Origin of the sequence: Modestobacter sp. VKM Ac-2984, assembly GCF_026967985.1 — a bacterium.
GTDB lineage: Bacteria > Actinomycetota > Actinomycetes > Mycobacteriales > Geodermatophilaceae > Modestobacter.
The window spans coordinates 102,956-122,429 of the sequence record NZ_JAPVBJ010000011.1 but is presented as its reverse complement, the minus strand read 5'-3'; the positions used below and the strand labels follow the sequence as shown (position 1 = coordinate 122,429).

Genomic DNA, 19,474 nt, shown 5'->3' with positions numbered 1-19,474 from the left:
CTGGGCTACCCGGTGACCGGCGAACGCCCCACCCCCGACGGCATCGGCCGCTTCAACCACTTCAACGGCAGCGGCGGCGCCTCGATCTACTGGACCCCCGACACCGGAGCCCACGAGGTCTACGGCGCCATCCGAAGCCGCTGGACAGACCTCGACTGGGAGCAGGGACCGCTGGGCTACCCGGTGACCGGCGAACGCCCCACCCCCGACGGCATCGGCCGCTTCAACCACTTCAACGGCAGCGGCGGTGCTTCGATCTACTGGACCCCCGACACCGGAGCCCACGAGGTCTACGGCGCCATCCGAAGCCGCTGGGCAGACCTCGACTGGGAGAAGGGGTCACTGGGCTACCCGGTGAGCGGGGAGTACGCCGTCGAGGGTGGGCGCCGCAGCGACTTCCAGGGCGGGTCGATCGTGTGGGACCGGGCCACGGGCACCACCGAGGTGTTGCTGGCGGACTGACCGCCGCGCCGACCGGGGGTTGTCGGGTGGGCCCGTGAGCCGCCAGGGTGTTCCCCACCCGTCAGGGACCACCCGGCGTGACCGGTCCCCGACACGGACCCACCCGTGGGAGGCACCGTGTCCGCCGACGTCATCGGGCTCAGCCTGCTGGTGCTGGGCGTCCTGCTCCTGGTCGCCAAGCTCATCAGGATCCGGTCACGGATCGCCCAGAAGCTCTTCCTCCCCAGCTCGATCATCGGCGGCTTCCTGGCCCTGCTGATCGGCCCGGAGGTGGTCGGCTCGATCGCCGAGGCGATCGGCGGGGAGGACGCGCCGTTCACCGGCGGCCTGTGGCCGGCGGAGTTCCTCGACGTCTGGGCGTCGCTGCCCGGCCTGCTCATCTCGGTGGTCTTCGCGACGCTGTTCCTCGGCGAGCGCATCCCCAAGGTGAAGGAGGCCGCCGAACTCGCCGGCCCGCAGCTGGCGCTCGGCGTCACCATGGCGTCGGGCCAGTACGTGATCGGACTGCTGCTCGCCGTCCTGCTGCTGGTGCCCTTCCTCGGCCAGGACCCGATGGTCGGCGCGCTGATCGAGGTCGGCTTCGAGGGCGGCCACGGAACCGCGGCCGGGCTGGGCGACACCTTCGCCGAGCTCGGCTTCCCCGAGGGGCAGGACCTCGCCCTCGGCCTGGCCACGGTGGGCGTCGTCGCCGGTGTCGTCGTCGGCATCGCGTTGATCAACTGGGGGGTGCACACCGGCCGCGCCGAGGTGCTGGAGAGCGACGCGAAGACCTCGCTGGCCGAGCAGCGCGGGCTCTACGAGCGGGAGGAGCAGAAGCCGGCGGCGATGCTGACGGTGCGCACCGCCTCGGTCGAGCCGCTGGCCATCCACTTCGCCGTCGTCGCCGTGGCGATCCTGCTGGGCCTCGCCCTGCTGGAAGCGCTGCAGGCGCTGGAGCGGCTGCTGTGGGCCGACACCGTCGAGCTCTTCGAGTACGTGCCACTGTTCCCGCTGGCGATGATCGGCGGCGTCGCGGTGCAGAAGCTGGTCGACCGCTTCGACTACACCGGCATCGTCGACCGGCAGATGATGCTGCGCATCCAGGGCATCGCGCTGGACCTGCTGATCATCAGCGCCCTGGCCACGCTCTCCATCCAGGCGATCGCGGACAACTGGGTGACGTTCCTGCTGCTCGCCATCGCCGGGCTGGGCTGGAACGTCGGCGTCTTCGTCTTCCTGGCCCGCCGGATGATCCCGCGGTTCTGGTTCGAGCGCGGCATCGGCGACCTCGGGCAGTCCCTCGGCGTCACGGCCACCGGGCTGATCCTCATCCGGGTCGCCGACCCGAACGCCGCGACCCCCGCGATGGAGGCCTTCGGCTACAAACAGCTGGCCTTCGAGCCCTTCTTCGGCGGCGGCCTGGTCACGGCGGCGGCGCTGCCGCTCATCGCCCAGTTCGGCGCGGTGCCGCTGCTGGTCTTCATGGCCGTGCTGCTCGTCGTGTCGCTGGGGATCGGCATCTTCTACTTCGGCCGGCGCTCGCCGGCCGAGGAGGAGGCGCGCGTCGCGGACACCTGATCAGCTGCGCGGCAGGACGGCGTCGATCAGGTGCGGCCCGGGCTCGGTCAGCGCAGCGCGGAACTGCTCGGCCAGCTCCTCGGCCGTCCTCGCCCGGGTGGCCGGTACGCCCATCCCGGTGGCCAGCGCGACGAAGTCCAGCGCCGGACCGCCCAGGTCCAGCAGCTTCCCGGCGCGCTCTCCCCCGCTGGCCGCCCCCACGCTCTCCAGCTCGCCCGCGAGGATCGCGTAGGCGCTGTTGTCGCAGATGACGGTGGTGACGTCGAGACCCTCCCGCGCCTGGGTCCACAGCGCCTGGATCGTGTACATCGCGCTGCCGTCGGCCTGCAGCGAGATCACCGGCCGGTCCGGGCAGGCCACCGCGGCACCGACGGCCACCGGCATGCCCTGCCCGATCGCCCCGCCGGTGAGGGTCAGCCAGTCGTGTGCGGGTGCCCCGACGGTCGCCATGGGCAGGAAGTAGCCACTCGTCAGCGCCTCGTCGACGACGATCGCCCGCTCGGGCAGCAACGCGCCGACCACCTCCGCCATGGCCTGGATGTCCAGCTCCCCGGTCGGCAGGTCCGGACGGCGGGCCTCGGCCAGCTGCGGGACGGCGTCCGGAGCGGCCAGCTGGGCCAGCGCCTGCAGCGCCGCGACGCCGTCCTCCCCCGGGGTCGTGAGCACGTGCACCGTGCAGCCCTCGGGCACCAGCCGGCCGTCCATGCCGGGGTAGCCGAAGAACGCCACCGGCTCCGCGGCACCGACCAGCACCAGGTGCTGCACGCCGTCCAGCTGCTTGCGCGCCCCCTCGGGCGGATAGGGCAGCTTGAGCACGTCGGGCAGCCCCGCGCCGCGCTGCATCCGCGCGGGCGACCGCTGGGACAGCAGCCGGGTGCCAGTGCCCGCGGCGACCTGTGCGGCGGCCCGCAGCCCGGGCTCCAGCACCGCGTCGCCGCCGAGGAAGAGCATCGTCGAGGGCCCGAGCAGCCCGGCGATGACCTCGACCTCGGAGTCCGGCACGCGCGGAGCCGACCGCGGTCCCCTGGGCAGGCTGACGGACCCGCCCTCGGTCCACGAGACGTCAGCCGGCAACACCAGGGTGGCGACCTGTCCCGGCCACTCGCGGGCCGCGGCGATCGCGTCGGCGGTGTCCGCACCGACCTGGCTCGTCGCCAGCGACCGGCGCACCCACCCCGACACCGTGCCGGCCAGCGCGTCGATGTCGGACTCCAGTGGCGCGTCCAGCCCCTTGTGGGTCAGCGCGTGGTCGCCGACGACGTTGACCAGCGGCGTCCGGGCTCGGCGGGCGTTGTGCAGGTTGGCGATCCCGTTGCCCAGCCCGGGCCCCAGGTGCAACAGCGTCGCCGCCGGCGAGCCGGTCATCCGGGCGTACCCGTCGGCGGCGCCGGTCGCGACCCCCTCGAACAGGGTGAGCACCGCCCGCATCTCCGGGACGTCGTCCAGCGCGGCGACGAAGTGCATCTCCGAGGTGCCGGGGTTGGCGAAGCAGACGTCCACCCCGCCGTCGACCAGGGTGCGGATGACTGCCTGCGCGCCGTTCACGGGACCTCCCGACCAGGGCCGCGCACCGGCGGGCGACCTCCCCGGCAGCCTCGCACGGGGGCTCGCTGCGGGCGATCCGACTGCGGCAGGATCCCCGGCATGGCCGCTGCCGACCTGGTCCGGGAGGTGCGCGCCGCGTTGCGGGCGTCCGCGGACCCCGAGCGGGGCCGCAGCATGCAGGCCTACCTGAAGACGGCGGAGCCCTGCCTCGGGGTGCGGCTGCCCGAGGTCCGCCGGATCGTCCGGGCCGCCGCGACAACGCACCCGGCGGACGTCGAACGGGCAGCCGGCCGGCTGTGGCGGGAGGCGTCCGCCCGGGAGGAGCGGCACGCCGCCATCGCGCTCACCAGCCTGTCGGCGGCCCGCCGTGACCTGCAGCTGCTGCCGCTGGTCGAGGAGATGATCACCTCGGGCGCGTGGTGGGACCTGGTCGACGGGGTCCAGCCCCGGGTCCGCGACCTGCTGCTCGCCCACCCGGCGCAGCTGCGGCCGGTGCTCCAGGGCTGGGCGCGGAGCCCGGACCGCTGGTTGCGGCGCAGCGCCGTCATCGCCCAGCTCGGCGCCAAGGAGCGCACCGACACCGCGCTGCTCACCGAGGTGATCGAGGTCAACGCCGGCGACCCGGAGTTCTTCGTCCGCAAGGCGATCGGCTGGGCGCTGCGCGAGCACACCAAGACCGACCCCGACTGGGTGCGCCGGTTCCTCGCCGAGCACGAGCTCAGCCCGCTCTCCCGTCGGGAGGCGGCCAAGCACCTGGGCACCTCAGCCGGCTGACCCGCAGCAGTCGCACTCCCCCGGGCAGGCGCCCGCCGACCGCCACGACAGCAAGGACCCCCGGGACTGCGCCGACAGCACCGAGCCGATCGACAGCACCGAGCCCTTGGACCAGAGCGAGCCCCACGAACCCCTGCGCCGCCGACGTCTCATGCCGGCCTGTCCACCGCCGTCAGAAGGTGAGGACCAGACGTCCCCGCACGCCACCGGCCTCGAGCCGGCGGTGGGCCTCCGCGGCCTTCGCCGCCGGGAAGGTCTGCGCCACCCGGAGGGTGATCTCGCCCTTCTCCACCTGCTCGCGCAGCCGGTCCAGCTTCGCGTGCTCCTCGGCGTAGTCGCGCACCATCACCGGGAACACCCGCAGGTCGCGCTGCCCGTCGCCGCGGTAGCCGCGGACCGTCGCGACGGCCCCGCCGTCCTTCACCGCGGGCAGCACGGCGGCATCCTGCACCGAGCCGTCGGCCAGCCCGTCGACGCCGTCGGGGAACTCCTCGCGGATCCGCGCCGCGACGTCGTCCCCGCGCCGGACCACGACGTCGGCACCCAGGTCGCGCACCAGCTGCTCGTCCTCGGCCTTGGCGTCGGCCACGACGGTCAGCCCCTCGCTCTTGGCCAGCTGGACGACGTAGCCGCCGAACGCCCCGGCCGCGCCGGTCACCGCGAGCACCTGGCCCGGCTGCAGCGCCATCCGGTCCAGCGCGAGCCGGGCGGTCAGGCCGTTCATCGGCAGCGTGGCCGCCGCGGCGTCGCCGACGCCGTCGGGAGCGCGGGCGATCGAGCCGGCGGGCAGCACGACGTCCTCGCGGTAGCCGCCGTGGGCGCCGGTCGGGACGACGACGCCGATCACGTGCTCGCCGACGTGGATGTCGGTGTCGGCGCCGTCCCCGATCTCGTCCAGCACCCCGGCGACGTCCATGCCGGGCACGTAGGGGAACTCCTTCACCGGGTCACGCTGGGCGTAGGTGCCGTTGCGCGCGTAGGTGTCCGTCGGGTTGACCGCCGCGGCCGTCACCCGCACGCGCACCTGGCCAGGGCCCAGCGGTTCCTGCGGCACGTCGATCAGGCGCAGGGCCTCCGGACCACCGAACTCCGTCACTCCTGCAGCTCTCATGCCCCGTGCAAGGCACCCACCCGCCCCGCTGTTCCACCCGCCCCGAGGGGCCAAAGTCGCGACTTTGGCCCCTGCCGGGGTCAGCGCTTGCTGGCGTACTCCTTGAGCAGGCCGCGGCTGATGATCGTCTTCTGGATCTCGCTGGTGCCCTCGCCGATCAGCAGGAACGGCGCCTCGCGCATCAGCCGCTCGATCTCGTACTCCTTGGAGTAGCCGTAGCCGCCGTGGATGCGGAAGGAGTCCTGGGTGACCTCGCTGGCGAACTCGCTGGCCAGCAGCTTGGCCATGCCGGCCTCGACGTCGAAACGGGCGCCGGAGTCCTTCAGCCGGGCCGCGCGCACCATCATCGTGTGGGCCGCCTCGACCTTGGTGGCCATCTCGGCGAGCTTGAAGGCGATGGCCTGGTGCTGGGCGATCGGCTTGCCGAAGGTTTCCCGCTGCTGGGCGTACTCGATGGCCAGCTCGAAGGCCCGGATCGCGACCCCGCAGCCCCGGGCGGCGACGTTCACCCGGCCGACCTCGACGCCGTCCATCATCTGGTAGAAACCGCGCCCGGGCTGCCCGCCGAGGACCTTGTCCGCGCCGATCCGGAACCCGTCGAAGCTGGCGTCGGTGGTGTCGATCCCCTTGTAGCCCATCTTGTCGATGCGCCCCGGGATGGAGAATCCGGGCAGCCGCTCACCCAGGCCCGGGGTCTTCTCCACCAGGAACGTGGTCATGTTCTTGTAGGGCGAGTCGCTGCCCTCGTCGGTCTTGACCAGGAAGGCGACCAGGGTGGCGTTCTCTCCGTTGGTCAGCCACATCTTCGAACCGTTGATGACGTACTCGTCGCCGTCGCGGGTGGCCTTCGTCCGGATCGCCGCGACGTCGCTGCCCAGCTCCGGCTCGGACATCGAGAACGCGCCCCGCAGGTCGCCGGTGGCCATCCGCGGCAGGTGGTCGGCCTGCTGTTCCGGGGTGCCGTGCTGGGTGATCAGGTGCGCCACGATGAAGTGCGTGTTGATGACGCCGGAGACGCTCATCCAGCCGCGGGCGATCTCCTCGGCGACCAGGGCGTAGGTCAGCAGCGACTCCCCCAGCCCCCCGAACTCCTCGGGGATGGTGAGCCCGAAGATGCCCATCTCCTTGAGCCCCTCGACGATCTCCGTCGGGTAGACGTCCCCGTGCTCCAGCTCCTGGGCCCTGGGGATGATCTCCTTGTCCACGAAGCTGCGGACCGTCGACAGGATCTCGGTCTGGACGTCGGTCAGGTCCGCGGTCTGGGCCAGGCGGGTCATGCGCACACTCCTCGGGACGACGGTGTCTCGGTTACTCGCGAGTATCCCGGGAGTATGGGGCACGCCCGGGCCTGTCCTGCGGCGTCCCGGCCGCCCAGCTGATGCGGTTACCGTCGCTGTGGTGACGCACCGCCACCGCCTCCTCGTCCCCGCCGCCGCAGCCCTGTTGGCGCTGGCCGGGTGCGGGACCACCGAGGAGCCCGCCGACGCTTCGGCGACCAGCGCGGGCACCGCCGAGCCCGCCCCGGCCGGCGCGGCCGCCGAGGCGGCGGCGGCAGCCGACCCCGCCGCCGCGCAGGACCCGGTCGAGGCGATCGTGGCGACCGCCCTGCGGGCAGCCGACCTGCCCGAGGGCTGGTCGGTGCAGGCCAACCCGGTCCCCTCGGACGCCGACCTGGCGGGGAACCCGAGCCTCGACGGCATCTGCGGCTACACCTTCGCCTCCGAGTCGGAGCGGACGGCGAAGCAGCCGGTGGTGGGGCTGGACGCCGAGGGCACCGCACAGCTGTCGTCGGAGGCGATCGCCTACGCGACCCCGGCCGCCGCGACGACCGCCGTCCAGGAGCTGGTCGAGGCGTTCGCCCGCTGCCCGGTCGAGGAGTACACGTTCGAGCCGGCCCCGAGCGCGGAGGGACTGGCCGCCAACAGCGTGGTCTTCCAATACCGCCTCAGCGACGGCACCACCCAGGTCGTCCTCGCCCAGGCGCGGGGCCAGGTGCTCTCGGTGCTGATCGGCGACGACCCGGAGACCACCGCCGCCGCCGGCCGGTCGATCGCCACCCGCATCGCCGCGTTGCCTGCCGAGGCGATCGGCGCCTGACCGGCACACTGACGCGGTGAGCCAGGACGACTTCTACCGCGGGGACCCGCCCGGCTACGCCGCGCCGCCGTCCGGCGCCCCGACCCACGGGCCACCCGGGTACGAGCCGCCGCCCCACGGGCCGCCGGGGTACGGGCCACCGCCCTTCGGACCGCCGGGGTACGGGCCACCGGCGTTGGGGCCGCCCGGGTACGGACCGTCGTCCTACGGGCCGGCCGGGTACTGGCCGGGATGGCGGCGGCCGACCAACCAGCTGGCGATCGTCGCCCTGGTCGCCACGTTCCTCTTCGCCCCGGTCGGCCTGGTGCTCGGTCTGCTGGCCCGCGGCCAGATCCGGCGGAGCGGCGAGCAGGGCGACGGCCTGGCGCTGGCCGCCGTGATCGTCGGCGGCCTCGGCACGACCCTGATGGCGACCGGGCTGGTCGTCTGGATCGGCCTGCTCGCCTCGATCAGCGACGGCGCGTTCGCGCCCTGAGCGAGGGCCCCGTCCTCCTCGGGACGGGGCCCTCGACGAGCCCTGCGAGGGGGCGGGTCAGCTCTCCGGCGGGGTGAAGCTCGAGGTGCGGGACATCCCGGCCGCGCGCCCCTTGCCGGCGATCACCAGCGCCATCTTCCGGCTGGCCTCGTCGATCATCTCGTCGCCGAGCATCGCCGAGCCCTTCTTGCCGCCGGCCTCCGAGGTGGCCCACTCGTAGGCGTCGAGGATCAGCTCGGCGTGGTCGAAGTCCTCCTGCGACGGCGCGTAGATCTCGTTGGCCGCGTCGATCTGCCCGGGGTGCAGCACCCACTTGCCGTCGAAGCCGAGCACGGCCGAGCGCTTGGCCACCTCCTCGAACGCGGGCACGTCGCGCACCTGCAGGAACGGGCCGTCGATGGCCTGCACCCCGCGGGCTCGAGCGGCCATCAGGATAGTCATCAGGATGTGGTGGAACGGGTCGCCCGGGTAGTCGGGGTGCAGGGCGCCGACCACCAGCGACTTCATGTTGATGCTGGCCATGAAGTCGGCCGGGCCGAAGATGATCGTCTCGATCCGGTCGCTGGCGAACGCGATGTCGTTGACGTTGATCAGGCCCTGCGCCGTCTCGATCTGCGCCTCGATGCCGATCCGGCCGACCTCGAGCCCGTTGCTCTTCTCGATCTGGGTGAGCAGCAGGTCCAGCGCCTTCACCTGGGCGGCGTCCGCGACCTTCGGCAGCATCAGGCAGTCGAGCTCCGCGCCGGCGCCCTCGACGACCTCGACGACGTCGCGGTAGGTCCACTCCGTCGTCCAGTCGTTGACCCGGACGGTGCGGATCTTGCTCCCCCAGCCGCCCTCGTTGAGCGCGGCGACGATGTTCTTCCGCGCCCCGGGCTTGGCCAGCGGGGCGCAGGCGTCCTCGAGGTCGAGGAAGACCTGGTCGGCTGGGAGGCTCTTGGCCTTCTCCAGGAACCGGGGGTTGCTGCCCGGGACGGCGAGGTTGGAACGACGGGATCGGAGCTCGGCCACGGTGCCTCCGCTGCTGGTCGACGTTGGTTACCGGAGAGTAGCGACGCTGCCCCGCGAGTCCCCGCCCCCCAGCCCCCCAGCCCGCGTGATCATCGCGAACGGCGGCCACCACCGGCGTGTCGAACAACCGTTCGCCGATGGTCAACAGCAGCGGGGCTGGCTACGGTCATTCCGTGGGTCCGGACCTCGTGCTGACGCAAGGAAGCGACGGAGCACCGGCGGTGGCAGAGGTCGAGCACCTGTATCGACAAGCGTCACGGGACGCACCGCTGTGGGAGCCACCCGAGGTCGCCGGGGTCTTCGCCGAGTTATACGGCGCGCTCCTCCCCCGACCGGACCTGCTCACCACCTCGCTGCGCGCGGGCGGGCGACTGGTCGGATTCGCCTACGGCCACCCGTGGCACTGGACCGAGCAGGCCGACCCGTGGGGACGCCAGCTCCACACACGCCTCGACGCGGCGGCGGACCTGCTGGAGGACAGCTTCGCGGTCTGCCTACTGGTCGTCGACCCGAGCCGCCGTCGGCAGGGGCTGGGCGGGACGCTGCTGGACACACTGCTGGCCGAGACCCGACAGCGCGCGTGGCTCGTGACCCGCGACGAGCCCACGCCTGCGCTCGCTCTCTATGAGCAGCGCGGCTGGCGCCGCGTCGGACACGGTCCGGATGCGCCGAACGGGCGCCCCGGCCTCGTCCTGCTGCACGACTGACAGCTGGATCGGCTCGGGTCCGCTGAACGACCCGCCCCTCCGGTTGATCATCGGTGAACGGCGGCCACCACCGGCGTGTCGAGCAGCCGTTCGCCGATGATCAACAGCGCCTCGGTCCTACACCGGATCGGCCTCCGGCGTGGGGCGGCCGCCGCGGATCACCAGGGCCACCCCGATCACCACGGCTATCATCCCCGGCAGCGCCAGCAGGGGCGGCACCTGCTGCAGCAGCACCAGCGCGACCAGCAGCGCACCCGGCACCTCCAGCAGCACCGCCAGCCCCACCACCGTCGGCCCCACCGAGGAGAGCACCAGGTTCAGCAGCGTGTGCCCGAACAGCTGCGCGCAGACGGTGATCGCCGCGATCAGCCACCAGTCCCGCGCGCTGAAGCCGGCCAGCGGCACCCCGACGACCAGCGCGGCGACGGCCAGGACCACCGCACAGGTCGAGTAGCAGACGACGGCGTAGGCGGAGGTGGTCAGCCGCTCCCGCGCCCGGGCACCGGCGAGCATGTAGCCACCGGCGCAGATCGCCCCCAGCAGCGCGAGCCCGTCACCGGCCAGCGCCGTCCAGGAGACGGTGACGTCGACCCCGGCGATCAGCGCGGCGCCGAACACCGCCAGCGCCAGCCCCCACCACACCTGCCGGGGCAGGTGGACGCCGGAGACGCGGGCGGCCAGCGCCGTCCAGATCGGCGTCGTCGTGACGAGTGCGGTCGAGGCGGCGACCGTCGTCATCGACAGGCTGGGCAGCCAGGCGGCGAAGTGGGCAGCGAGGAAGAGCCCGGCGACGACGGAGCTGACCAGCTGCCGGGGTCGCAGGCCGGTCAGCGTCGCGCGCTCGCGCAGCAGCAGGACCGGCAGCAGCAGGACCGCCCCGGCGGCGTTGCGCCAGAAGGCGATCGCCAGGAACGAGGTGGCCACCATGGCGGTGAGCGGGCCGGAGAACGACACCCCGATGACGGCGACCGCCATCAGCCCCACCTCCCGACCGCCCGGCCGGTGCACCGCCCAGGGCGACAGCGACGGGGCGGCGGCGCCCACCGCGCGCGCCGGTGACCGGGGCGGAGCGGCGGGATCGGTCACCGCGCCGGGACCCGGATGGTGCCGCTGGCGATCGGCAGCACGGTGCCCGCGACGGTGGCCGCGGTGGCCCGGCCGCCGGCGGCGGTGACCGTGCACGACAGCACCGACGGCCGGCCGAGCTGCTCGCCCTGCCGGATCGTGTACTCCGTCGTCCCGTCCGCCGGCACCAGGCCGGTCGCGGCCAGCCAGACCCCCGCGCCCAGCGCCGCCGAACCGGTGGCCGGGTCCTCCCCCCAGCGCAGGTCGCCGGCGAACACCCGGGCGTACGCGGTGGCCGTGCCGGCGTCCCAGCTGAGCACCGAGACGCCCTCCCCCACGCCGAGCAGGTCCAGCGCGCCCTGGTCCGGGCGCGCCCGGTCGACCGCGCCGGGCTGCACGGCCAGGTAGGCGAAGGGCAGGCCGCAGCCGGCCACGTGCACCGGGGAGTCGGCCAGGTCCGCGGCGGACAGGCCCAGCGCGGCCGCCAGGACGGCGGGGTCCGGCCCCGGTTCGAGGGTCGGCCGGCCACCGCCGAGGGCTGCCCCCGCGTCGTCCACGGTCAGGTCGAGGACGCCGACGCCGCACTCCTGGCGCACCCGACCGGCGGGCAGCCGACCGGTGCGCACCAGCGTGTGCGCGGCCCCGACGCTCGGGTGCCCGGCGAAGGGCAGCTCGGCGAACGGCGTGAAGATCCGCACCCGGTAGTCGGCGTCGGAGGTGGTGGGCGCGCAGAGGAACGAGGTCTCCGAGAGGTGGAACTCGAAGGCCAGCGCCTGGCACTGCTCGGTGGTCAGCCCGTCGGCGTCGAACACCACCGCCAGCGGGTTGCCGGCGTAGGGCCGGGGCGCGAACACGTCCACGACCTCGTAGCTGAGTCGATCGGGTCCCGGAGCCGCCACGACGGCGACGGTAGCCTTCCGCTCCGGTGGCCGAGTTCCCGAGGTCGCCGCCGGCCACTGGTCCCGGGACCGACGCAGCATCGAGGAGGGCCAGTGACGACGGTGACGAGGGCGTACGTGTCCCGGGTGGCCGGGCTGACCGTCTTCGACCCCAACGGCGACCGGGTGGGCAAGGTCCGCGACGTGCTCATCGCACTGCGGGTCGGCACCGCCGCGCCGCGCGTGCTGGGCCTCATCGTCGAGGTGGTGCCGCGGCGCCGGATCTTCTGCCCGATGGGCCGGGTCACCGGCGTGGACTCCGCCTCGGTGCGGCTGTCCTCGGGCACGGTCAACCTGAAGCGCTTCGAGCAGCGGGCCGGGGAGACCCTGGTGCTGGGCGAGCTGCTGGACCGGCGGGTGACCATCCAGGAGTCCGACCGGCCGGCCGCCGTCGTCGACGCCGCGATCGAGCAGACCCGGACCGGCGACTGGGTCGTCTCCCGCCTCGCCGTCCAGGAGCCGGGCCGGCTGGGCCGTCGCGGGCAGCTGCACCAGCTGGCGTGGGACGAGGTCAGCGGGCTCGCCCTGCCCGAGACCGGGCAGAGCGCCGAGACGCTGATCGCCACCTACCGCGAGCTCAACGCCGCCGACGCGGCGCACGCGCTGCAGGAGCTGCCGATCAAGCGGCGGCACGAGGTCGCCGAGGCGATGGACGACCCCCGGCTCGCCGACGTGCTCGGCGAGCTGCCCGAGGCCGACCAGATCACCATCCTGGGCACCCTGAAGGAACGCCGGGCCGCCGACGTCCTGGAGGAGATGGACCCCGACGACGCCGCTGACCTGCTGGCCGAGCTCTCCACCCTCGACCGGGACCGGCTGCTCGAGCTGATGGAGCCGGACGAGGCCGAGCCGGTGCGCCAGCTGCTGAAGTACTCCGAGGACACCGCCGGCGGGATGATGACCAGCGAGCCGGTGATCCTCGCCCCCGACGCGACGATCGCCGAGGCGCTGGCCCGGGTCCGCACCCCCGAGCTCTCCCCGGCGCTGGCCAGCCAGGTCTACGTCTGCCGGCCGCCGTCGGCCACCCCGACCGGGCGGTACCTGGGGCTGGCGCACATCCAGCGGCTGCTGCGCGAGCCGCCGTCCGGGCTGGTCAGCGGGGTGCTGGACGACCTGGAGCCGCTTCGCCCGGAGACGCCGCTGACCGAGGTCACCCGCTACTTCGCCACCTACAACCTGGTGGCCGCGCCGGTGGTCGACCCGCAGGGCCGGCTGGTGGGTGCGGTGAGCGTCGACGACGTCCTGGACCACCTGCTTCCCGAGGACTGGCGCGAGAGGTCCCGTCGTGGCTGAGGCCGAGCGGCGCGCCGACCTGCGGCTGGACCAGCCCCGCACCGCCCGGGGCATCGGCAGCTTCCTGCGACTGGACCCCGACGCGGTCGGCCGGTTCGCCGAGGGGATCGCCCGGTTCCTGGGCACCGGCCGGTTCCTCGCGGTGCAGACGATCCTCGTGATCGTCTGGATCGTGCTGAACGTCGTCGCGGTCGACCTGCGCTGGGACCCCTACCCGTTCATCCTGCTGAACCTGGCCTTCTCCACCCAGGCCGCCTACGCCGCACCGCTGATCCTGCTCGCGCAGAACCGGCAGGCCGACCGCGACCGGATCCAGGCCGAGGAGGACCGCAACCGCGCCGCCCAGACCCGCGCCGACACCGAGTACCTGGCCCGGGAGCTGGCGTCGCTGCGGGTGTCGGTCGGCGAGCTGGCCACCCGCGACTTCATCCGTGGCGAGCTCAACCGGCTGGTGCCCGAGGACCCGAACGACGAGGCCGCCGAGCGCAAGAAGAAGAACAAGAAGCGCCGCGAGTCGGCCGGCGACCCCGTCAGCTGACGCGTCCGTCGCGGACCGCCGCGAGCGTGGCGACGACCGGGTCGCCGCCGGCGGTGTCGACGACGGTGTGCCGGTCGTGCCACTGGTCGACCCGCCGGGCCTGCACCTGCTCCCAGGTCGGGAGGACGTGGCCGGGGAGGTCGGCGGAGCGCTCCTCGACCCGGCGCCGGTGCTCGGCCCGGTCGGTGCAGATCAGCCGCACCCAGTGCACCGGGACACCGTGCCGGGTCGCCAGGTCCCGGAACGGCCGGCGGGCGGCGGCGACGTCGAAGACCGCGTCGACCAGGACGCCGGTGCCGGCGGTCAGGCAGGTGTCGGCGGCGGCCAGCGCCAGGTCGTAGCCGTGCGCGCCGACCTCGGCCGGAGCGGGCACCAGGCCCTGCCGGAGCAGGGCGACCTCGAAGGCGTCGACCCGCAGGTGGGCCGCGCCCAGCGCGCCGGCCACCGACCGGGCGACCGTCGTCTTCCCGACCCCGGGCAGGCCGCCCAGCACGATGAGCACGCGCTCAGCCCAGCAGGTCGCGCAGCAGACCCAGGAGCACCGCGGCCACCCCGGTGAGCGGGAGCGTCAGCGCCGCGGCCCAGAGCCGGGTGCGCAGGTCACGGGCCAGGACGACGACGAGCATGAGTGCGACGACGACGTCGACCACCGCCTGCACCGGGTGGTCACCGGCGTCGGCCAGCGCACCACCGCCCAGAGTGATCCCGGCGGCCGTCGCGAGCAGGGCTCCCGGCAGCCACCCCGAGCCCCGGGTCGCCACGTGCGCCGCCACGGCGGTGACCGGCACCGCGGTGGCCGACAACACCAGCCAGGCGACCAGCAGCCGGACCGACCAGCCGAAGTCCAGGACCAGCGCGGCCCACGCGTAGTAGGCCACCGTCATCGCCGCGAAGAACACCCCGGAGCGGAGGGCAGCGGCGGAGGGCGACGGCGCCGCCCAGCCGATCAGTGCCACGGCCAGCACCCAGGCAGCCGGGTAGGAGCCGAGGTCGGCCGCCCACCGCCACCCCGACTCGTCCCCCGCCTTGGCCGCGACACCGGCCAGCACGCCGGCGAGCACGGCCAGCGCGAGAGGTGCCCGGCGGCGGGCCCGCACCTCGGTGGTCGCCGTCACGGCGTCGATCGTGCCGCCGCCGCCCGGCGAAGGGGGGCAGCCGCGCCGCACCGTGGTGATGAGCTGCACAGCGAGCAAGCTTGCACAGTGTGCAGCGAGCGGCGCATCCTGAGCGCATGACCGAGCGAGGGCTGCGTGAGCGGAAGAAGGCCGACACCCGGGCCGCGCTGGCCGCGGCGACCCTCCGGCTGGCGATCGAGCTCGGCTGGGAGAACGTCACCGTGGAGGCCGTCGCGGCCGCGGCCGACGTCTCCTACCGGACGTTCTTCAACCACTTCTCCGCCAAGGAGGAGGCGCTGCTGTTCCCCGCCGGCACCGACCAGCCACGGCTCTCCGCCCGGCTGCGCGCCCAGCCCGCCGGCACCGGCGTGCTCGCCGCCGCCCGCACCGCCCTGCACGCGGACCTCACCGAGCTCGAGGCCGACGCCGCGGCGCTGCGCGACCGGATCACCGTCGTCGCCGGCAACCCCTCACTGCTCCCCCGGCTGGTGGAGATCGGTGCGGCCGACGAGCGGGAGGTCGCCGTGGCGATCGCCGAGCGGACCGGCCAGGACGCCGAGACAGACCTCTACCCCGGTCTGCTCGCCGCCGTGCTGTCCGCCGCTGTCCGGGTGACCTTCTCCCGCTGGCACGTCCAGCGCGGCGCCGTCCCGCTCACCACCCTGCTCGACGAGGCGCTGGACGCACTGGCCGCCGGCCTGCCCGAGCCTCCGCACTGACCTCCACCTCCACCGACCCGCACCATCGACAGGAGCACCATGTCCGCCACCACGGAGACCGACGCAGCCGGCGCAGCCAGCACCGAGGCCAGGATGAGCCGACGGGAGGTCCTCCAGGCGCTGTCCGGCCTGATGGTGGGCATCTTCGTGTCCATCCTGGCCGCGACCGTCGTCTCCAACGCCCTGCCGGTGATCATCGCCGACCTCGAGGGCAGCCAGTCGATCTACACCTGGGTGGTCACCGCCGAGCTGCTCGCCATGACGGCATCGGTGCCGCTGTGGGGAAAGCTCGCCGACCTGGTGAGCCAGAAGCTGCTGGTGCAGCTCTCGCTGACCCTCTTCGTCGCCGGGTCGCTGCTGGCCGGGTTCTCCCAGGACACCACGATGCTGATCGTCGCCCGGGTGATCCAGGGCGCCGGCGCCGGCGGCCTCACCGCGCTGGTGCAGATCGTGATGGCGGCGATGATCCCGCCGCGTGAGCTGGGCCGGTACGCCGGCATCTTCGGCGCCGTCTTCGCCGTGGCCACCGTCGCCGGGCCGCTGATCGGCGGCGTCATCGTGGACACCTCGTGGCTGGGCTGGCGCTGGTGCTTCTTCATGGGCGTGCCGTTCGCCCTGGCCGCGATCGTGCTGCTGCAGAAGACGCTCAAGCTCGAGCAGGTCACGCGCGACGACGTCCGGATCGACTGGCTGGGCGCCCTGCTGATCACCGCCGGGGTGAGCACCCTGCTGATCTGGGTGACCCTGGCCGGCAACGACTTCGACTGGCTCTCCGGCACGACCGCGCTGATGGTCGGTGGCGCCGCGGTGCTGCTGGCCCTGGCGCTCGTCGTCGAGTCGCGGGTGGACGAGCCGGTCATCCCGCTCGGCATCTTCCGCAACCGCACCGTGACGCTCACCGTGGTCGCCAGTGCGCTGGTCGGGATCGCGATGTTCGGCGGCACCGTCTTCCTGTCCCAGTACTTCCAGATCTCGCTGGGCTACTCCCCCACCGAGGCCGGCCTGCTGTCGCTGCCGATGATCGGCGGTCTGCTGGTCTCCTCCACCGTCGCCGGTGCGCTGATCACCAAGACCGGCACCTGGAAGCGGTTCCTGGTCGCCGGCGGCGTGCTGATGACCCTCGGCTTCGGCCTGCTGTCCACCATCGACGCGCAGACCTCGATCTGGCTGCTCGGCGCGTTCATGGTCGTGCTGGGTGTCGGCGTCGGCCTGCTGATGCAGAACCTGGTCCTGGCCGCGCAGAACGACGTGCCGGCCCGCGAGCTCGGCTCGGCGACCTCGGTGCTGTCCTTCTTCCGCAGCCTGGGCGGCACCGTCGGGGTGAGCGTGCTCGGCGCGGTGCTGGCCAGCCGGGTCGCCGGTGACCTGGCCGTGCTGGGCGGCGGCACGGAGGGCGGCGGTGAGACCACCGTCCCCGACGTCTCCAGCCTGCCGCCGGAGGTCGCCCGGGTGGTGCAGGACGCCTACGGCAACGCGACCGCCGAGCTGTTCCTGATCGCCACCCCGCTGGCTGCGCTGGCCCTGCTGGTGGTGCTCTTCATCAAGGAGAAGCCGCTGAAGACCACCAGCGGCGCGGAGCGGCTGGCCGAAGAGCAGGCCCAGCTGCCGCCGGCGCACTGAGCGGTCCGGGCGGCCGCCGCACCTCCGGTCAGCCGGTCCAGCGGTACCCGTTCTCCGGGCGCCCCGCCGCCCCGTACCGGGGGCGGACGGCGGCCAGCCCGGACCGCTCCAGGTGTTCCAGGTACCGCCGGGCGCTGACCCGCGCCAGGCCGCAGCGCTGCCCGACCTCGCCGGCCGACAGGTCCTCGGCGGGGCTGCTGGCGAGCGTCCGGGCGACGAACTCCAGCGTCCGGGGGGACAGGCCCTTGGGCAGCGGTGCGGCCGAGGGTCGTTCGCTGACCCGCCGCCTGGTGGAGAAGAGCCGGTCGACGTCGCTCTGCTGGAGGCCCTGTCCCGGCTCGGCCGTGCGGCGCAGGAGCTCCACCCGGTGCACCCGGTAGGCCTCCAGCCGTTCCCGGAACGCGCCGAGGGAGAACGGCTTGACCAGGTAGTCGACGACCCCGGTGGTCATCGCCGCCCGGACCGTCTCCACCTCCCGCGCGGCGGTGATGACGATGACGTCGGGCTGGGGGCCGGCCAGCGACCGGAGCCGCCGCAGCACCTCGACCCCGGAGAGGTCCGGCAGGTGGATGTCCAGGAGCACCAGGTCGGGGGCGAGCGCCTGGACGGCCTCCAGCGCCTCGACCCCCCGGTGCACCTCCCCCACCACCTCCAGGCCAGGAACGGACTCCACGTACCCCCGGTGCACCGACGCGACCGCGAAGTCGTCGTCCACCACCAGCACCCGCACCGTGCGCTCACCGGTCACGGCGCCGCGACCTCGGCCATCGCCGGGGCGGGAGCCCCGAGGCGCACGTCGACCCGGGCGCCGCCCAGGGGCGCGGAGGTGACCGTGGCCGAGCCCCCGCGGCGGGCCGCGATCCTGGCCACCAGCGCAAGGCCGATGCCACGGCCGTGGTCGGCGTCGGTCGCCCGCTTGGTCGTGACGCCCACGTCGAAGACCCGGGCCCGGTCCTCCTCGGCCACTCCCGGCCCGTCGTCGTCCACCCGCACGACCAGCCCGCCGTCCGGGCCGGGCCCGAGGAAGACCGTCACCGTCCCGCCGGTCCCGGTGGCGTCCATCGCGTTGTCCAGCAGGTTGCCGAGCACGGTGACCACGTCGTCCCCGCTGCCGGCCGCCAGGGACGAACCCGGGACCAGGGCCAGCGCGATGCCCCGCTCGTGGGCCACCGCCGCCTTGGCGAGCAGCAGGGCCGTCACCGCCGGGTCGGCCACGGCGCCCAGGGACCGGCTGTCGAGCAGCTGCCCGCCACCGGCCCGGTCGATGAAGGCGACCGCGTCCTGCGCCCGGCCCAGTTCGATCAGCCCCTGGATGACGTGCAGCTTGTTGCTGAACTCGTGGGCCTGGGCGCGGAGGGTGTTGGTCAGGTTGCGCTGGCCGTCCAGCTCCCGCAGCGCGCTGGCCAGCTCGGTGCGGTCGCGGAGGGTGAGCACCTCGGCGACCCGGCGGCCGCCGACGACCGCCGGGGTGCGGTTCGCGACCAGCAGCCGCTCGCCGGACAGCACCAGCTCGTCGGTCACCGGGCGGTCGCCGGCGACCAGCGGGAGCATCGCCGCGTCCAGGACCTCGGCGGCGGCGCGGCCCACCACGTCGTCGGACAGGTCGAGCAGCCGCGAGGCCTCGTCGTTGACCAGGACCACCCGACCGCGCTGGTCCACGGCGACCAGGCCCTCGCGGATGCCGTGCACCATCGCCTCCCGTGTCTCCAGCAGGCGCGCGATCTCCTCCGGCTCCAGCCCGAAGATCCTGCGGCGGACGAGCCGGACGACGAGCACCGAGCCCAGCGACCCCAGCAGCGCGGCGCCGGCCAGCCAGGCGACCAGTGCCGGGGCCTCCCGCCGGAACTCGGCGGCCAGCTGGCTCTCCAGGATGCCCACCGAGGCGGCGCCGACCACCTGACCGGAGCTGTCGCGGACCGGCACCTTGGCGCGCAGCGACCTGCCCAGGGTGCCCTCCTCGGAACCGACGAAGACCTCACCGGCCAGCGTGGGGCTCGGATCGGTGGACACCCGATCCCCGATCCGGTCGGGGTCGGGGTGGGAGTACCGGATCCCCTCGGCGTCGGTGATGACCACGAAGGTCACCCCGGAGGCCGCCCGGATCAGCTCGGCCAGCGGCTGCAGGGTCGTGCTGGGGTCAGGACGGTCGTACGCGTCGACGACGCTGGGCAGCCGAGCCGTGCTGCTGGCCACGGTGAGGACCTGCTGGCGGTAGGCGTCGCGGATCTGCTCGTACTGGTGCTGGACGGCCACCGCACCCGCCACGACCACGGTGGTCAGCACGATCCCCACCTGCAGCAACAGCAGTTGGACCCCGAGGGGCATGGTCCGGCGGCGCACCAGCTCATTGTGCAGCCGCGGGCGCCGGATGTGGCGGGGACCACAAAGACCGAAACAACCAGTACGACCGTCACGTTCCCACCGCGCCGCGGCCTTCCTAGCGTCGG

Annotated in this window: 20 protein-coding genes; 10 read left to right on the top strand and 10 right to left on the bottom strand. The window is 73.7% G+C overall.

Annotated elements, in window-relative coordinates:
* Positions 1-462, top strand: a 462-nt coding sequence (locus O2W16_RS20105; protein ID WP_442928924.1) for an LGFP repeat-containing protein, incomplete at its 5' end; no start/stop codon positions are given.
* A gap of 117 nt (positions 463-579) precedes the next feature.
* Positions 580-2,019 (top strand): sodium/glutamate symporter, encoded by a 1,440-nt coding sequence (locus tag O2W16_RS20100; protein WP_269160607.1) that lies wholly within the window; start codon positions 580-582, stop codon positions 2,017-2,019.
* Here O2W16_RS20100 and O2W16_RS20095 read toward each other — a convergent pair whose 3' ends face one another.
* Positions 2,020-3,564, bottom strand: a complete 1,545-nt coding sequence (locus O2W16_RS20095; protein WP_269160606.1) for an acetolactate synthase large subunit — start codon at positions 3,562-3,564, stop codon at positions 2,020-2,022.
* A 99-nt stretch (positions 3,565-3,663) separates the two neighbouring features.
* On the opposite strand from O2W16_RS20095, the gene O2W16_RS20090 reads away from it, so the two are divergent.
* The gene (locus tag O2W16_RS20090; RefSeq protein ID WP_269160605.1) at positions 3,664-4,338 is read left to right on the top strand and encodes a DNA alkylation repair protein; all 675 of its coding nucleotides are present in this window, start codon (positions 3,664-3,666) and stop codon (positions 4,336-4,338) included.
* A 172-nt stretch (positions 4,339-4,510) separates the two neighbouring features.
* Here the strand turns inward: O2W16_RS20090 and O2W16_RS20085 are convergent, their stop codons facing one another.
* The gene (locus O2W16_RS20085) at positions 4,511-5,434 is read right to left on the bottom strand and encodes an NADP-dependent oxidoreductase (protein WP_269160604.1); all 924 of its coding nucleotides are present in this window, start codon (positions 5,432-5,434) and stop codon (positions 4,511-4,513) included.
* 95 nt (positions 5,435-5,529) lie between these two features.
* Positions 5,530-6,726: an acyl-CoA dehydrogenase family protein gene (locus O2W16_RS20080; RefSeq protein ID WP_269160603.1), complete on the bottom strand. Its 1,197-nt coding sequence runs from the start codon at positions 6,724-6,726 to the stop codon at positions 5,530-5,532.
* Between the two features lie 121 nt (positions 6,727-6,847).
* On the opposite strand from O2W16_RS20080, the gene O2W16_RS20075 reads away from it, so the two are divergent.
* The gene (locus tag O2W16_RS20075; RefSeq protein ID WP_269160602.1) at positions 6,848-7,546 is read left to right on the top strand and encodes a hypothetical protein; all 699 of its coding nucleotides are present in this window, start codon (positions 6,848-6,850) and stop codon (positions 7,544-7,546) included.
* Positions 7,547-7,562: 16 nt separating this feature from the next.
* Entirely contained in the window at positions 7,563-8,021 is a 459-nt protein-coding gene (locus O2W16_RS20070; RefSeq protein WP_269160601.1) for a DUF4190 domain-containing protein, read from the top strand.
* A gap of 57 nt (positions 8,022-8,078) precedes the next feature.
* Here O2W16_RS20070 and O2W16_RS20065 read toward each other — a convergent pair whose 3' ends face one another.
* Positions 8,079-9,032: an HpcH/HpaI aldolase/citrate lyase family protein gene (locus O2W16_RS20065; RefSeq protein WP_269160600.1), complete on the bottom strand. Its 954-nt coding sequence runs from the start codon at positions 9,030-9,032 to the stop codon at positions 8,079-8,081.
* A gap of 137 nt (positions 9,033-9,169) precedes the next feature.
* Between O2W16_RS20065 and O2W16_RS20060 the strand changes: the two genes are divergently transcribed.
* Positions 9,170-9,739, top strand: coding sequence for a GNAT family N-acetyltransferase (locus tag O2W16_RS20060; protein WP_269160599.1), 570 nt, complete (start codon positions 9,170-9,172; stop codon positions 9,737-9,739).
* Positions 9,740-9,856: 117 nt separating this feature from the next.
* On the opposite strand, the gene O2W16_RS20055 is transcribed toward O2W16_RS20060, so the two are convergent.
* Together O2W16_RS20055 and O2W16_RS20050 are read right to left on the bottom strand one after the other, a co-directional pair.
* The gene (locus O2W16_RS20055) at positions 9,857-10,825 is read right to left on the bottom strand and encodes a DMT family transporter (RefSeq protein WP_269160598.1); all 969 of its coding nucleotides are present in this window, start codon (positions 10,823-10,825) and stop codon (positions 9,857-9,859) included.
* Positions 10,822-11,703: a PhzF family phenazine biosynthesis protein gene (locus O2W16_RS20050; RefSeq protein ID WP_269160597.1), complete on the bottom strand. Its 882-nt coding sequence runs from the start codon at positions 11,701-11,703 to the stop codon at positions 10,822-10,824. The genes O2W16_RS20055 and O2W16_RS20050 overlap by 4 nt, the downstream gene beginning before the upstream one ends.
* Before the next feature lie 102 nt (positions 11,704-11,805).
* Here O2W16_RS20050 and O2W16_RS20045 point away from each other — a divergent pair, with 102 nt between their 5' ends.
* Both O2W16_RS20045 and O2W16_RS20040 read left to right on the top strand, forming a co-directional pair.
* Positions 11,806-13,035, top strand: a complete 1,230-nt coding sequence (locus O2W16_RS20045; RefSeq protein WP_269160596.1) for a magnesium transporter MgtE N-terminal domain-containing protein — start codon at positions 11,806-11,808, stop codon at positions 13,033-13,035.
* Positions 13,028-13,573 (top strand): DUF1003 domain-containing protein, encoded by a 546-nt coding sequence (locus O2W16_RS20040; RefSeq protein ID WP_269160595.1) that lies wholly within the window; start codon positions 13,028-13,030, stop codon positions 13,571-13,573. The genes O2W16_RS20045 and O2W16_RS20040 overlap by 8 nt, the downstream gene beginning before the upstream one ends.
* On the opposite strand, the gene O2W16_RS20035 is transcribed toward O2W16_RS20040, so the two are convergent.
* Both O2W16_RS20035 and O2W16_RS20030 read right to left on the bottom strand, forming a co-directional pair.
* Positions 13,566-14,075 carry an AAA family ATPase gene (locus O2W16_RS20035; protein ID WP_269160594.1) on the bottom strand — a complete coding sequence of 170 codons (510 nt, stop codon included), beginning with the start codon at positions 14,073-14,075 and terminating at the stop codon, positions 13,566-13,568. The two genes, O2W16_RS20040 and O2W16_RS20035, sit on opposite strands and share 8 nt — an antisense overlap.
* Before the next feature lie 4 nt (positions 14,076-14,079).
* Positions 14,080-14,688 carry a DUF6518 family protein gene (locus tag O2W16_RS20030; protein WP_269160593.1) on the bottom strand — a complete coding sequence of 203 codons (609 nt, stop codon included), beginning with the start codon at positions 14,686-14,688 and terminating at the stop codon, positions 14,080-14,082.
* 116 nt (positions 14,689-14,804) lie between these two features.
* On the opposite strand from O2W16_RS20030, the gene O2W16_RS20025 reads away from it, so the two are divergent.
* Both O2W16_RS20025 and O2W16_RS20020 read left to right on the top strand, forming a co-directional pair.
* Entirely contained in the window at positions 14,805-15,407 is a 603-nt protein-coding gene (locus tag O2W16_RS20025) for an acyl-CoA-like ligand-binding transcription factor (RefSeq protein WP_269160592.1), read from the top strand.
* Between the two features lie 39 nt (positions 15,408-15,446).
* On the top strand, positions 15,447-17,027 hold the full coding sequence (locus tag O2W16_RS20020) for an MDR family MFS transporter (protein WP_269160591.1): 1,581 nt from the start codon (positions 15,447-15,449) through the stop codon (positions 17,025-17,027).
* A gap of 28 nt (positions 17,028-17,055) precedes the next feature.
* On the opposite strand, the gene O2W16_RS20015 is transcribed toward O2W16_RS20020, so the two are convergent.
* Together O2W16_RS20015 and O2W16_RS20010 are read right to left on the bottom strand one after the other, a co-directional pair.
* Entirely contained in the window at positions 17,056-17,775 is a 720-nt protein-coding gene (locus O2W16_RS20015) for a response regulator (RefSeq protein WP_269160590.1), read from the bottom strand.
* Positions 17,772-19,367, bottom strand: coding sequence for an ATP-binding protein (locus O2W16_RS20010; protein ID WP_269160589.1), 1,596 nt, complete (start codon positions 19,365-19,367; stop codon positions 17,772-17,774). Before O2W16_RS20010 ends, O2W16_RS20015 begins: the two co-directional genes overlap by 4 nt.
* Positions 19,368-19,474: the final 107 nt, after the last annotated feature.

Excerpts from the sequence above, each read along its gene's own strand:
- O2W16_RS20060 (WP_269160599.1), top strand. The coding sequence starts at position 9,170 with ATGGTCAACAGCAGCGGGGCTGGCTACGGTCATTCCGTGGGTCCGGAC.
- O2W16_RS20025 (WP_269160592.1), top strand. The coding sequence starts at position 14,805 with ATGACCGAGCGAGGGCTGCGTGAGCGGAAGAAGGCCGACACCCGGGCC.
- O2W16_RS20020 (WP_269160591.1), top strand. The coding sequence starts at position 15,447 with ATGTCCGCCACCACGGAGACCGACGCAGCCGGCGCAGCCAGCACCGAG.
- O2W16_RS20090 (WP_269160605.1), top strand. The coding sequence starts at position 3,664 with ATGGCCGCTGCCGACCTGGTCCGGGAGGTGCGCGCCGCGTTGCGGGCG.
- O2W16_RS20080 (WP_269160603.1), bottom strand. The coding sequence starts at position 6,726 with ATGACCCGCCTGGCCCAGACCGCGGACCTGACCGACGTCCAGACCGAG.